This is a genomic window from Rothia sp. HMSC069C10 (genome assembly GCF_001812205.1).
In the GTDB taxonomy this organism is placed as follows: Bacteria; Actinomycetota; Actinomycetes; order Actinomycetales; family Micrococcaceae; genus Rothia; species Rothia mucilaginosa.
In genome coordinates this window covers 435,385-448,934 of the sequence record NZ_KV808297.1, presented here as the reverse complement: position 1 = coordinate 448,934, position 13,550 = coordinate 435,385, and the positions used below count along the sequence as shown (strand labels likewise).

The 13,550-nt window shown below is 62.7% G+C and carries 12 protein-coding genes and 1 pseudogene; 11 read left to right on the top strand and 2 right to left on the bottom strand.

Going from position 1 to position 13,550, the window contains the following annotated elements:
* From HMPREF2842_RS09255 to HMPREF2842_RS04010, 6 genes and pseudogenes are all read left to right on the top strand, one after another.
* Nucleotides 1-500 (top strand): annotated as a pseudogene (locus HMPREF2842_RS09255) (hypothetical protein); the annotation flags it as partial.
* A gap of 417 nt (nt 501-917) precedes the next feature.
* Nucleotides 918-1,418: a DedA family protein gene (locus tag HMPREF2842_RS04030; RefSeq protein ID WP_070642881.1), complete on the top strand. Its 501-nt coding sequence runs from the start codon at nt 918-920 to the stop codon at nt 1,416-1,418.
* Between the two features lie 96 nt (nt 1,419-1,514).
* Nucleotides 1,515-2,681, top strand: a complete 1,167-nt coding sequence (locus HMPREF2842_RS04025; protein WP_141752175.1) for a LysR substrate-binding domain-containing protein — start codon at nt 1,515-1,517, stop codon at nt 2,679-2,681.
* 38 nt (nt 2,682-2,719) lie between these two features.
* Complete coding sequence (locus tag HMPREF2842_RS04020) at nt 2,720-3,217, top strand: NUDIX domain-containing protein (RefSeq protein ID WP_044150240.1); 498 nt, start codon at nt 2,720-2,722, stop codon at nt 3,215-3,217.
* Complete coding sequence (locus HMPREF2842_RS04015) at nt 3,217-4,401, top strand: glycine betaine ABC transporter substrate-binding protein (protein ID WP_070642879.1); 1,185 nt, start codon at nt 3,217-3,219, stop codon at nt 4,399-4,401. The genes HMPREF2842_RS04020 and HMPREF2842_RS04015 overlap by 1 nt, the downstream gene beginning before the upstream one ends.
* Before the next feature lie 6 nt (nt 4,402-4,407).
* Entirely contained in the window at nt 4,408-5,631 is a 1,224-nt protein-coding gene (locus HMPREF2842_RS04010) for a pyridoxal phosphate-dependent aminotransferase (RefSeq protein ID WP_070642877.1), read from the top strand.
* Between the two features lie 117 nt (nt 5,632-5,748).
* Here HMPREF2842_RS04010 and HMPREF2842_RS04005 read toward each other — a convergent pair whose 3' ends face one another.
* Both HMPREF2842_RS04005 and xseA read right to left on the bottom strand, forming a co-directional pair.
* A complete protein-coding gene (locus HMPREF2842_RS04005) occupies nt 5,749-6,018 on the bottom strand; it encodes an exodeoxyribonuclease VII small subunit (protein ID WP_070642875.1) in 270 nt (89 codons plus the stop codon).
* 54 nt (nt 6,019-6,072) lie between these two features.
* A complete protein-coding gene (xseA, locus tag HMPREF2842_RS04000) occupies nt 6,073-7,374 on the bottom strand; it encodes an exodeoxyribonuclease VII large subunit (protein ID WP_049346945.1) in 1,302 nt (433 codons plus the stop codon).
* Between the two features lie 156 nt (nt 7,375-7,530).
* Here xseA and HMPREF2842_RS03995 point away from each other — a divergent pair, with 156 nt between their 5' ends.
* The 5 genes from HMPREF2842_RS03995 (at nt 7,531) to HMPREF2842_RS03975 (ending at nt 13,424) form a co-directional block, all read left to right on the top strand.
* Nucleotides 7,531-8,754, top strand: coding sequence for a hypothetical protein (locus HMPREF2842_RS03995; protein WP_049346947.1), 1,224 nt, complete (start codon nt 7,531-7,533; stop codon nt 8,752-8,754).
* A gap of 27 nt (nt 8,755-8,781) precedes the next feature.
* Nucleotides 8,782-9,867, top strand: a complete 1,086-nt coding sequence (locus tag HMPREF2842_RS03990; RefSeq protein WP_049346949.1) for a 4-hydroxy-3-methylbut-2-enyl diphosphate reductase — start codon at nt 8,782-8,784, stop codon at nt 9,865-9,867.
* Between the two features lie 392 nt (nt 9,868-10,259).
* Nucleotides 10,260-11,213: an ABC transporter ATP-binding protein gene (locus tag HMPREF2842_RS03985; RefSeq protein WP_070506855.1), complete on the top strand. Its 954-nt coding sequence runs from the start codon at nt 10,260-10,262 to the stop codon at nt 11,211-11,213.
* Between the two features lie 55 nt (nt 11,214-11,268).
* Entirely contained in the window at nt 11,269-12,027 is a 759-nt protein-coding gene (locus HMPREF2842_RS03980; protein ID WP_070642873.1) for an ABC transporter permease, read from the top strand.
* A 140-nt stretch (nt 12,028-12,167) separates the two neighbouring features.
* The gene (locus tag HMPREF2842_RS03975; RefSeq protein ID WP_070642871.1) at nt 12,168-13,424 is read left to right on the top strand and encodes a sensor histidine kinase; all 1,257 of its coding nucleotides are present in this window, start codon (nt 12,168-12,170) and stop codon (nt 13,422-13,424) included.
* Nucleotides 13,425-13,550 lie beyond the last annotated feature (126 nt).

Sequence of the window (13,550 nt, the reverse complement as noted above, 5' to 3'; positions counted from 1 at the left end):
CCGTACAGTCCCAGCCTGTTCAGCCCCAGCCTGTTCAGTCCCAGCGCGCTCAGCGTGTGCCGTCTGCTCAGCCCGCACAGCCTGCTCAGCCGGTAGCACCTCAGTCTACCCAGGCGCCTGCCGCTCAGCAGCAGACTCCCGCGCAGCAGTCGGCTATTCAGCCGGCCCAGCCGGTGGCTCGCCAGGCGCTACGTGATGGTTCGCCCGTCCGCCAGGCACCTGCTGCACCTGCTGCTCAGGCTCCCGCTCAGCCGATTCCCGAAGAGATTCCTCTGCCGGACGTCCTGGATGATTCCGAGTTCGATGCACTGGATATCGCCTCGTTGAACAATCCGGCGCTCTCGACCGGCGCTACTGTGACCGGTGGTGTCCGTTCCACGAACCGTCACCCCGGTGCTGGCTCCTCCTTTGAGGCAGTGAGCAACACCTGGAACCCGGTTCAGCTGCCCAAGCCGCTGAGCGCTCTGCACCGTCAGGACAAGAACCAGGGTAAGAAGTAGACCTTGTTCTAGATATGCATAAAACCCCGACAGTTCGTACTGTCGGGGTTTTGTTTTGCTGGGAATGTGCCTCGGGAAAGGAACGATAAAAAGAAAAGGAACCCCGTCCATGGGGTTCCTTTTCCAGCATCACACACAGGAAGAAAGTCTTCTAGACCGATTAGGAAGGCCTTCCCACAAGGCCTGCCCTATTCGGTAATAAAAATATATCCTAATTCATTCACGGGTGACAAACTGAAAATAGCGACACCCTGTCAATAAACTAAGGTTGACCTAAGTAAAATCCGCGCCATTGCAGGCGAAACGGGGCGATACCCCTCCCAGAAAAAAGTTTAAAAAAATTTTTGAGCCCCTCCGGTACCTGAACAAGAAGCCTCGAAACGGGTCAATATTGCTGGTCCGTGAGAGAATATCCGGGTGAAAGAATGGTTTAACACACTTCCGTTTGAGGTTGCCCTACTCTTCATGTGGGTGGTCGGCATTGTCCGCACCAGCATCGTCTACGCCCTCGGAGCGCTTGCCGCTGAGGGTGGCTCCCGCCTCGCCCGCATCCGCAACGCGATGAACAGCCCGCTCTACCGCAAGGCCCGCGCCTTCATCAACCGGTGGGGCGTTATCGCCGTGCCTCTCTGCTTTTTGACTGTGGGCCTGCAGACCGCCGTCATCATCACGACCGGTTTCACGAAAATGCCGCTGCGCCGCTGGGTGCCCGCCATGCTCGCCGGAACTTTCATGTGGGCGTGTATTTACACCACCATCGGCTTCGCAATTCTTGCGGCCCTCGGCCTGGAGCCGTGGATGTTCCCGCTCGCCCTTGCCATTGTTATCACGGTGCTGGTCATTGTGACTCAGCTGCGCGAACGCCGCATTAACCGCGAAACCGTTGAGAACACTGCGGATAACATCGCCGAGAACTAGTCCTACCTTCAGCGGGGGATAGGTGCACTATCTCGCCGGGTTGAGGCCACTCACCTACCCTCAATGCCCCCGCCCAAGATGTGCTAGCGTGGAGGGATGAGTTCATCCGCATCCTCCACCGCAGGCACCCCCGAAGAGCAGCCCGTCAACGACTCTGCCCTCACCGCAATCGACCCCGAGCAGAACGCGCCCGAAAACGCTACCGACCAGGTAGAAAGCGAAGCTCCCACCCGCGTGTACCTGCACCCCGAGCAGCTGGCAATGATTCAGACTCCGGAGGCTCTGCCCATCCCCGTGCTGCAACGCTCCGTGCTGCGCGTTAGCTACGTGCCGGCGATTATGCCCGGCAAGTGGTTCAACCGCTGGCATGAGCGTTACGGTGACCGCGTGCAGCTGGCGGAGGTTCCCGTGCGTGAGGCGCGCGGCCTGGACTCCCTGCATCAGGACCTGTGCCTGATTGATCCTGCCCTTGAATCGGCGGCAGAGGGAGAAAACGCTGCCGAGGCGCCCGCCGAGGCTACCGATCACGCCCCGGTACCCGTCGTTGAGGTGCCCGAGAACCCCTTCGCACACATGAGCATTGTGCGCCCCGACCGCGAACCGGCAAGCACCGACGGCGAGAAGTACCACAGCATCCGCCTCTACGAGGAGCTGCCCGTGGTCATTCTGCCCGTGGACCACGTGCTCACCGTGCTCGATGAGGTGCCCGTGGAGGAGCTTGCCGAGGAGTTCCTGCTGCAGCCCGCCTCCGATATTCCCGCTTATGAGGAAGTCTCTCGCGCATGGCGTGAGAGTGCCGGCCGCATCGTGCCCGAGGGCCTGACCGATAAGGAAACCATCGAACTGGTTGCCGCCGGTGTGGGCCTGTACATTGTGCCCATGTCCATCGCGCGTTTCTACCACCGCAAGGACCTCACCTACCGCCCGGTCGCGGGTCTGGACACCTACCCGGTGCACCTGGTGTGGCCGCGTGCCCCCAAGGGTGAGCCGCGCAGCGAAGAGCTCGAGGCGCTCCTGCAGGACTTCATCGGTATTGTGCGCGGACGCACCGCAACCAGCGACCGCGGTAGCGAAACCCGACAGGCACGCGCCGAACGCGTCGCAGCCGAAAAAGCAAAGGCAAAAGCGAAGGCTCGAGCCGCCAACGCACGCCGTGAAGCACGCGATAAGAAGCGTGCCAACGCCAAGAAAAACGGCAACGCACGCCAGCACGCTCGACAGTCCGCCAAAGCCGCCAGCGCACGCCGCGGTAAGAAACGCTAAAGAACGATAGACGGTAAAATCGAACCATGGCATTAGCAATGGAAACCCGACCCGCAGCCTACGCAGTCATCATCGAGCAGGGCAAGCTGCTCATGACTCGTTGGGTGCCCGAAGACCGCGCGCTCAGCCCCCTCTGGTCCCTGCCCGGTGGCGGCATGGAACCCGGCGAGCAGGCTGACGAAACCGCGCTGAGGGAAACCCTCGAAGAGACCGGCTACAGCGTCGCCATTGAAGACATTCTGGGCGTGCACGCCGGACACTTCCCCGTGCGCTCGACCCAGAAGGACCCGCAGGCGCTGCCTTTCTGCGCCCTGCGGGTGGTTTTCCGTGCCCACATTGTCACCGGCGAACTGCGCCACGAGGTCAACGGCTCCTCCGACACGGCACGCTGGGTGCCCATCGCAGAGCTGGATACCATCCGCTACGGCACCCTCATCGACGAGGTCGCCTCCATGATGGGCTACTCCAACGCCGCCAGCTGGGCACGCGAATACCGCGAATTTCTTGCCGACGAAAACGCACGGAAGCTTCCCTAATGAACCGACTAACCCTCACCCGCCGTGCGGCGCTCACCTCCCTGGCGCTCATGCCGCTGCTCGCCGCCTGCCGGAATAATGACGCAACCCCGCAGGTGGACCCTTCCGCATCAAGCTACGGCACTCTGCGCATCGGCTACGGTGCTCTGCGTGAGATGCGCGCCGTAGCGCACGTGTACGCACGCGCCCTGCGACAGGTCGGCTACACCGTCGAACTTGTTGACACCGATAACAGCCGCGCCGCCGCCCTGCGCGGGCTCATGGTTCCTTCGGCTAATTCCGCCACCCCTACCGCTACTCTGCCCGACGACGAGGCAACCGGTAGCACCACTGCCGCGGCCCTTGAATCGTTGGACCTGGTCATCGACTACAGCGGCGACCTGCTGCTCTACCTGACCGACGACGGCAAAATTAGCCCCGCCGCCGCACAGAACGAACGTATCGCCGCCTCCGTGAGTGCCTCCGCTCAAGCCGCAGGCGTGACCCTGCCCCCGGCAGCTACCCCCACCGCGGAGGAGAGCGCCGCCTCCGCGCATGCTACGGACGGCACCGCGAGCCCCACCGCAAGCTCCACCCGCTCCGCAGACCCCATCAACCTGCGCGCCATGAGCACCACCGACATGACCAACGCCATCTCGCGCATCCTGCCCGAAGAGCTCATGCTTCTCAACGGTGCTAGCGCCACCAACAAGGATGTGCTGGTCACTACCCGCGCCGTGAGCGCCCGCCACAAGCTCAACTCCCTCGCGAACCTGCGTGAGGTGCAGTCTTCTCTGGCGTTCTCCATCCCGGCAGGGTACTCCAGCGGCACCTACGGTGTGGATTCTTTGCGTAGCCTCTACCGCTACCGCGTGCATGACCCGAAGATTCAGGACGACCCCGCCGAGCGCGTCAACGCCCTCACCGCAGACACCGTGCAGGTGACCCTGCTGCACAGCAGCGACTCCGCGATTGAAGAGAATCGCCTGGTCACCCTGGAAGACCCCTCGACGGCGCTTTTGCAGCAGCAACTGGTGCCCATTATCCGCCGTACCCTGCCAGATAGCGCCCGGACGGCAATTAACCGCGTATCATCTACATTAGACACGGGTAACCTCTCGTTCCTGTTGCGTCTGACTAGCGGTTCCAACCCCATCGCAGATGATGACGCAGCACAATTCATTTTGGATCACCCTAGAAAGTAAATCATCATGACGAAGTACCGTCAGTCCTCAAAGTTGAGCAACGTCCTGTACGACATCCGCGGCCCTATTCTGGATGAAGCCAATCGCATGGAAGCGATGGGCCACCGCATCCTCAAGCTGAACATTGGTAACCCCGCACCCTTCGGCTTTGAGGCGCCGGATGCCATCATGATGGATATCATTCGTCACCTGCCCGAAACTCAGGGCTACTCTGACTCCCGCGGCCTCTACTCGGCACGTACCGCCATTGTGCACCACTACCAGAACCGCGGCATCATGAACCTCGACACCGAATCTATCTACTTGGGTAACGGTGTGTCTGAGCTGATCCCGATGACCCTGCAGGCACTGTGCGAGACCGGCGACGAAATCCTGGTCCCCATGCCCGACTACCCGCTGTGGACCGCAGCTACCGCGCTGGTCGGCGGCAAGCCCGTGCACTACCTCTGCGATGAGGAAAACAACTGGTACCCGGACATCGAAGACATTAAGTCGAAGATTACCGAGCGTACCAAGGGCATCGTGGTTATTAACCCGAACAACCCCACCGGTGCCGTCTACCCGCGTTCCGTGCTTAAGCAGATTGTGGATGTGGCACGCGAACACGGTCTGGTCGTGTTCTCTGATGAGATTTACGAAAAGATTACCTACGATGGCGCAGAGGCCATCAACATGGCGACCCTCACCGGCGACGACGTGCTCTGCCTGACCTTCTCCGGTCTGTCCAAGGCGTACCGCGTCTGCGGTTACCGCGCAGGCTGGGTTGCTATCACCGGCCCGAAGAAGGACGCAGCAAGCTACCTGGAAGGCATTCACCTGCTCGCCTCCATGCGCCTGTGCTCCAACGTTCCGGCACAGCACGCAATCCAGACCGCGCTCGGCGGCTACCAGTCCATCAACGAGCTGATCGTTCCCGGCGGCCGCCTGTACGAGCAGCGCACCCTGGCACACAAGATGCTCAACGAGATTGACGGCATCAGCTGCACCAGCGCGGACGGCGCGCTCTACCTGTTCCCGAAGATTGATATTGAGCGCTTCGACATTACCGACGACGAGCAGTTCGCCCTAGATCTGCTCAAGAGCCAGAAGATTCTCTTCAGCCACGGCCGCGCGTTCAACTGGAAGGACCCGGACCACTTCCGCCTGGTGTTCCTGCCCGATACTCAGACCCTCACCAGCGCCCTGGAGCGTCTGGGTAACTTCATGGCTGACTACAAGCAGAAGCACTAGTACTCCCGCTTCTGCCTTGTAACAGACGAAAATAGCCTGCCCCGCAGTTCTGATGAGCTGCGGGGCAGGCTATTTTGTTGGTTGGCGGATGCGCCAGAGCGGGTGCTGGAAACGGCTTTAGTTCGCCGCAGGCTCCTGACCGCTCTGTGCACCTGCCTGTGCGCCGCGTGCCGCGTTCAGGCGCTCCTGCGCGCCCTGCAGCCACGCCTCGCAGCGGGCGGCAAGCGCCTCGCCACGCTCCCACAGGGCGATAGAGGTCTCCAGGTCACTGGCGCCGGACTCCAGCTGGCGCACGACCTGCTCCAGCTCGGCGCGCGCCTGCTCGTAGCCGAGGGTTTCGACGGGGGCGCCCAGCTCGGCGCTGTTGAAGCTAATGTTCTCGCTCATTGAGGAACCTTTCAGAGGTAAAAACTTGGGGTAAAACTTTAGGGGTATTGAGGTTTAGGAGATGTTCGAGGGATCCGTGGAGGTCACGGTCGCCTGCGCCGAACCGGTCGCCGCGCGCACCGTAATCTGCTCGCTCTCGCTCAGCGCCGAAGCGTCACGCACAATAGCGCCCGCGGCATCCTGAACGATGGAGTAGCCGCGGTTCAGCGTCTGCGCAGGAGAGAGCGAACGCACCCGCGCCAACGTGTGCGACAGGGTCGCCGACTCACGCTCCAGGCGGTGCTGCACCGAACGGTGGGCGCGCTCGCGCAGCTGGCTCAGCTCCTCCACACGCATGAGCAGGGAGGACTCCGGGTGGGTGAGCACCGGGCGGCTGCGTAGCTGGGCAATGTAGTTCATCTGCATGCCCACGTAGCCGAGCACCGCACGGTCCAGGCGGGCGCGCGCCTCGGTGATGCGGGCGGTTTCCTCCGAAATATCGGGCACAATGCGCTTACCCGCATCGGTTGGGGTGGAGGCGCGCAGGTCAGCGACCGCGTCGAGGATGGGGGAGTCAGCCTCGTGACCGATTGCCGAGACCACGGGGGTGGTGGCTGCCGCGACGGCGCGGATGAGCGCCTCCTCAGAGAAGGGGAGCAGGTCCTCGAAGGAGCCGCCGCCTCGGGCGATGACGATGACGTCAACCTCCGGGTGAGCGTCTAGCTCGGCGAGAGCGGCAATGACCTCAGCCGCCGCACCTTCACCCTGAACGCGGGTGTTGCGCACCTCGAAAGTCACGCCGGGCCAGCGCAGGGAAGCGTTACGGATGACGTCCTTCTCAGCGTCAGAATCGCGACCGGTAATCAGACCCACACGGTTGGGCAACATGGGCAGCGGCTTCTTCCGCGCGTCAGAGAACAGCCCCTCGGCGGCGAGAGCCTCACGCAGACGCTGCAGCTGCTCGTGCAGGTTGCCGGTGCCGACCGCGTACACTTCCTTGCCGATGAGCGAGAGTTTGCCGTTCTTCCACAGGCTCGGCTTGGCGCGAGTGACGATGCGAGCGCCCACGGTCACATCAGCTGCCAGACCGCTACCGGCACGCCCGAAGAGCGCGAGGGTGAAGGAGAAGTCTTCGTTGAGGTCCTTGAGCTCCATGAAGACGTTGCCGCCGCGGCCGTTGAGGGAGGCGACCTGCGCCTCCACCCAGAGCTCGGGAACCTTGTCTACGTAGTTTTTGAGGTTCTGCGCGAGCAAGGCGAGGGGCCAGGGGTTGGTGGCGGTGGTTTCCTGAGACTTCCCGGGAAGCTGCCGCTCGTGCACGGGCGGCACCACGAGTGCGGGTGCCGGCTGCGCTGCGGAGGGGTTGTAGAAGTTCATACCCTCTATTGTCCCTGATTGGTTGGTTATGCGCCTGCCCACAGGTCAGCCGAGCGAATCGGGGTATCTTGCACGCAGTGCAGGTGGAACTTAGCTTCTGGCGCATTCGGCGGGTCTGAATCGGCTTTGAACAGTGTGAGCGGGTACCCTAGGCTCATGCGCTCACCCGATCAGTCAGAAGACCAGAACAATGCCCTCAACACCGCCGCAGCTTCGTCTGCGGCGGGTACGGGCGCGCAAAACTACCCGGCGGATGCGACCCGAGTCGTCGGCACCCGGATCACCCGCACGGATGGCTACTACACGGACGGCCACTACACGGCGGATGAAGACACCACCCTGCTACAGCCCACCCGCACGCTCGGCCACGGGACAGCCCCCACCAAAGCTGAATTGCAGGCTGCCCCGGAGCCTCCCTTCGCGGCAGGTTTGCGCAGGTTCCTGACCGTTGTACTGTGCGCCCTGGCCCTGGTGACCGGTCTGGGCGCAACCACGGGCGCCTGGGTGAACTCAAAGCTCATGTCAGAGCGCGGTTTCTCACAGATTTCCTCCAACCTGGCGGAGGATTCGCAGCTTGCCTCGCGCATCGCTGACGGCGCGGTCGAAGACCTCATGAACTCCGAGGCTATGACAACCTTCCTCGACGGCACCAAAGAAAGCGGCTTATACTCCATTCTTGTAAAGCCGACACAAGACGGTATACGTTCCCTGCTCAACCGTTCCGCGGCTGAGCTGTCAAAAACTGAAGAATATCGAAGCCTCTGGAAGGAAGTTGCCGAGGAAACTCGCCGTTACAACCTTGAACACCAGGACGGCCCCGCCGTCATTGTGCTCACCCCCTTCTACCGTGCGCTGGATGCGAAGGTCGGCTCTATCGGCTCCTTCGACCCGGACCTGACGAAGCTCGGCCCTGAAACCCTCAACATTGACCGGGTGAAGGACGGCAACAGCCAGCAGGACCAGCAGGAGTGGTTCCTGCACGCCGGCATTAACCGCGCCGCCGCGCTGGGCAAGTCCACCGTGCCGCTGACCATCATCTCGGTGCTGAGCCTACTGCTGGCTACGTTGCTGGCACCCAGGCACCGCATCCTGGTACCGGTGGTCACGGCTCTGCTCTACGCCCTACTGTGTTGGGGCGCGGCAGCCTGGTTCGGCGGCCAAACCCCTGAATCCCTGGGAATTACCAGCCACAGCACCGCCGGAACGGCGCTGATTACCGGGATATGGAACCAGCTCGCACCGTCACTGACCGGGCATCTGGAGGCGGCGGCAAGCTACGGGCTGGTCCTGGCAATCCTCGCCCTGCTGCTCGGTATCCTGATTCGCCTCACCGCCCTGGGCCGTAGCCCTGCGAGCGGTGCCACAGTCATCACACACTAAAAGTCCGAACAACGTAGGATAGTAACCATGTCCACTGAAACTATTGCCCTGGGCCTGCCGCCCGTACCCCGCGAGCGCCGCAGCCGCGCCGACGTTGAAGCCGCCGCACCCGTCACCGGTGAGAAGAAAGTCCTGCTCGCCACCCCGCGCGGTTACTGCGCGGGCGTTGACCGTGCCGTGATTGCTGTTGAGAAGGCGCTGGAGCACTACGGCGCGCCCGTCTACGTGCGCAAGCAGATTGTGCACAACCGCCACGTGGTGGAGACCCTGGAGAAGCAGGGCGCTATCTTCGTTGATGAAGTGGACGAAGTCCCCGAAGGTTCCGTGACCGTGTTCTCGGCGCACGGCGTGTCCCCGGCGGTGGTTTCCGCAGCCGGCGACCGCTCCCTGAACACCATTGACGCGACCTGCCCGCTGGTGAACAAGGTGCACCGCGAGGCTGTGCGCTTCGCCAAGCAGGACTACGACATCCTGCTCATCGGTCACACCGGCCACGAAGAGGTCGAGGGTACCGCCGGTGAGGCGCCCGAGCACATCCAGATCGTGAACTCGCCCGAGGAAGTGGATCAGGTAACGGTCCGCGACCCCGAGAAGGTTGTGTGGATTTCTCAGACCACCCTGTCCGTGGATGAGACCCTGGAAACCGTGGCGCGTCTGCGTGAGCGTTTCCCGTCCCTGCAAGATCCGCCCTCGGACGACATCTGCTACGCAACCTCCAACCGCCAGGGCGCTATCAAGGAGATTGCTCCGCGCGCAGACCTGGTCATCGTGGTGGGTTCGGCGAACTCCTCGAACTCCGTGCGCCTGAAGGAAGTAGCACTCGAATACGGCGCTAAGCGTGCCGAGCGTGTGGACTTCGCACACCAGGTGGACGAGTCCTGGTTCGAGGGTGTGGCGACCGTGGGCCTGACCTCCGGCGCGTCCGTGCCCGAGGTTCTGGTTCAGGAGGTACTGGCCCTGCTCGCCGAGTACGGCTACAACACCATCGAAGAGGTGGAGACCGCGAAGGAAGACATTCTCTTCTCCCTGCCGAAGGAACTGCGTTCCGCCCTGAAGAACGATGAGAACGTAGGCCGCCAGCTCGGTGGCCGCGGCGCTAAGCCGACTCGCTAAATTCTTATACTTACGACCCCGTGTCCTCTTCCCCGTGTGGGGAGAAGATGCGGGGTTTTTGCGTCTGATGTGCGGGATGCACGGGTAGGGACGCTTGCGCAGCTTCGCGTAACCGGCTACCTCCGCAGCTTTACGGTCTCGCTACGCGGGGTTTTTCGTGCCTGAGGATGCACGGTTTGGGGCAGCAGCGGCATGCGCCGGTTTCCGCTACGCGGGGGAATGCCCCCTCTGCGGCGCCCCAACAACGATTGGCACAGGCGCCTTGAGGACGGAGCCCCCGCTTCGCGTAACGGGCCGCGACGCTCGCATATCCTCAACTCATGACATTTGTCATGGGCAGCTCATGACACTCTGTACCGCACCGGTGCGAAAACCGGCGGTGTAATAGAAACATGAACACCGCAGCACTTCAGAATAGCAAGCAAAACACCGCAGAAACCGTTATTTCCGCCCGCTCCCTCCGCCAGGTTTTCTCCACCCGCGCGGCAGGCACCGTGGTCGCCGTCAACTCGATTGACCTGACCGTCAAGCGCGGCGAAATCATCGCACTGCTCGGCCCCAACGGCGCCGGCAAGACCACCCTCATCGACATGATTCTTGGTCTGACCCAGCCCAGCGGCGGCGAGTTGAGCGTCTTCGGTCGCAACGCCTCCGAGGCGGCACGCGCCGGTCTACTCGGTGCGGTTCAGCAGACCGGTGGCCTGCTCAAGGACCTGACGATTCGCGCCACGGTTGAGATGATTGCGGCGCTGTACCCCAAGCCTATTGACGTGGATGAGGTACTCGCCGGCGCCGACCTGGCCGAGATTGCTAAGCGTAAGGTCGGCAAGTGCTCGGGCGGTCAGCAACAGCGTCTGCGTTACGCCCTGGCGACCATGCACTCGCCGGAACTGCTGATCCTGGACGAGCCGACCGCCGGCATGGACGTGAATGCGCGCCGCACCTTCTGGGAGCGCATGGAAGCCATCGCCGAGCGTGGAACGACCATTCTTTTTGCGACGCACTACCTGGAAGAAGCACAGAACTTCGCCCAGCGCATCGTGCTCATGGAATCCGGCTCCATCATCGCTGACGGCTCCTCCGACGAGATCCGCGCCCTGACCGGCCACCGCCACCTTTCCTTCCTCGCACCCGCACCCATCACCGACCTGGATGTGCCGGTCGAGGTGACCGAAGAGTCCGGCGGGTACCGCCACCGCATCTCCGTACTGGAGATTGAGCAGGTACTGCGCACTCTGCTGAACAACTACAGCATCAGCGACCTGGAGGTCACCAAGCCCTCCCTGGACGAGTCCTTCACCCTGCTGACCGAGCAGGCCGCCGCCTCCAAGGCAACTGAAGCCTAAACACTAGACCGCCTCAACACCACACGCCGCCGCTACACACCTCAAGGAAAACATCATGCTCCGCTACGCACTCTACGACATCCGCGCTTCTATTCTCTCGACCGACCGTTTCTTCTTCGGCGTGGCACTGCCCATCGTCTTCTTCCTGCTCTTTGGCGCGATGCAGGACTACTCCTCCCAGCAGATGGGCGACGGCAACGTAGCGGCCTACGTCATGATTGGCATGGCGCTGTACGGTGCTGTGCAGAACACCGTGGCGATTAGCGGCAGCACCGTCACCGAGCTCTCCAGCGGCTGGAACCGCCAGCTGGCGCTGACCCCGCTGACCACCGGCAAGTACCTGGGCGCGAAGGCGCTGACCGCCCTGGTGATTTCTGCGGTGCCGGTGATTGCGGTGAACATTGTGGGCATGTTCACCGGTGTTGAAATCCCCGTGAACCAGCAGCTTGCAGCCGGCGCGCTGACGGTGCTGTGCGGTCTGGTGTTCGCCTTCTACGGCATCATGATGGGTCTGCTGATTCGTAACGAGAACGCCGTGTCCATTGCGAACGGTCTGCTGGTGATTATGAGCTTCTTCGGTACCGTGTTCTCCCCGCTGAGCACCGACCTGCTGAAGTACGCCCGCTTCACCCCGCTGTACGGTGCTGCCGAGATTGCCCGCTACCCCTTCGCCGCAGGTCAGACCATTATTCTGGGTGGTGAGGACTGGTTCGTGACCGAGCCGCTCTGGTACGCCGTAGTGAGCCTCATCGTGTGGGCGGCTATCTTCCTGGGTGTTTCTGCCCTGCTGATGCGCCGCGCAACCCGCCGCTAAGAGCTTCTTTCCGCCGCAGCCTTGAATCCCGAGGCTGCGGCGGAAGCCGTATCCACTCGCACCGAACCCACGCTGTACCCGTTGAAGCCGCCGCACCGGTGATATCTGCACCCGCGGCACCCGCACGTTAGGCTAGAACCATGACCGAAACCCACACCCACCCGAACGAACACCCCCACGCAGAGAACGAGACGGCACCCTCCGCTGCGAAGCGCACCCTGGGCAAGAACCGCTTCCGCTTCCTCTACCGTGAACGCCGCGGCAACGTGAACTGGCTGGCGCTGGGCTTCAGCGCCCCGTGGCTGGTGTTTCTGCTCATGCCGCTGGACAGCTTCCTCACCACCCCGGAGTTGGGGCCGGTGCGCTGGGCCGGTGTGGCGCTGGTGGCGCTGTTCGCGGTGGTGAACTGCTCGGCGTACGCGGTGCCGTGGCTGGTGCCGGTCGCCTCCACGGTGCGCCGAAGCGTCATCTGGACGGCACTGATGATTCTGCCGTTGGTAGGTATGGCGGTGTTGACCCCGAGTGACATACACGTAATTCTGCTGGGCTTCGGTATGTACTTTGTGGCGTTCTGGATTTTTGGCACGATTGCCCCGTACCGCCTGCGCTTGGGTGTAGCGGCGACGATTGCCCTGGCCTGCTGGCTAATTTTTATGGCGAGCATCGGCTTTGATGTCACCGCGCGCGGTGGTATGGCCCTCTTTATCGGTGCGCCGATGGTGGGTATGCTGGGCTTCTCCTACCTGATCGAGCTGGGTGAACGCGCGGACGTAGCGCGCGCCTCGCTGGCTCTCTCCGAGGAACGTGAAGAGATTGCCCGCGATGTGCACGACGTGCTGGGTCACTCCCTGACCGTCATCACCCTCAAAGCGGAGCTGGCGCAGCGCCTGCTGGAGATTGACCCCGCCCGCGCCGGTGCGGAGATGGAAGCGATCGCGCAGCTGTCCCGCGCATCCCTGGCGGAGGTTCGCTCAACCGTGACGCGCCTGCGTGTGCCCGACTTCTCGGGTGAGATTGAGGGTGCGGGTCGTGCCTTGCAGACCGCCGGTATTCGCGCCGAACTGCCGGAGGCTCAGAACGCGCTCGCGGTGGCCGGTGTGAACGCGAAGCTGTTCTCCTGGGTTCTGCGTGAGGCGGTCACGAACATGGTGCGCCACTCGGGTGCGAACGCGGCGCGAGTGCGTCTGAGCGCAACCGGTCTGGACATCCTCGATAACGGCGTGGGTGTGGGTGATGCCCGCGGTAACGGTCTGACGGGCATGACTCAGCGTGTGGCGGCCTCCGGCGGTAGCGTGGTGATTGAGGCGGCGCCCGAGCAGTGGCTGGCGGAGAACCCCGGCGGTGGGGTGGGTACGCGCATCCGTGTGAGCATGGACGGCGACACCTCACTGCTGTAAATAGGTGCTGTAGATTGTGGAACTTGGCGCCGCGCCCTGGACGGGGGAGCTACCCGCCCCTGTATTGTGGTGGTAGACAACCTCACGCGGTTGTTCCGCCCGCCGTGATCACCCCGTCTTCAGCCC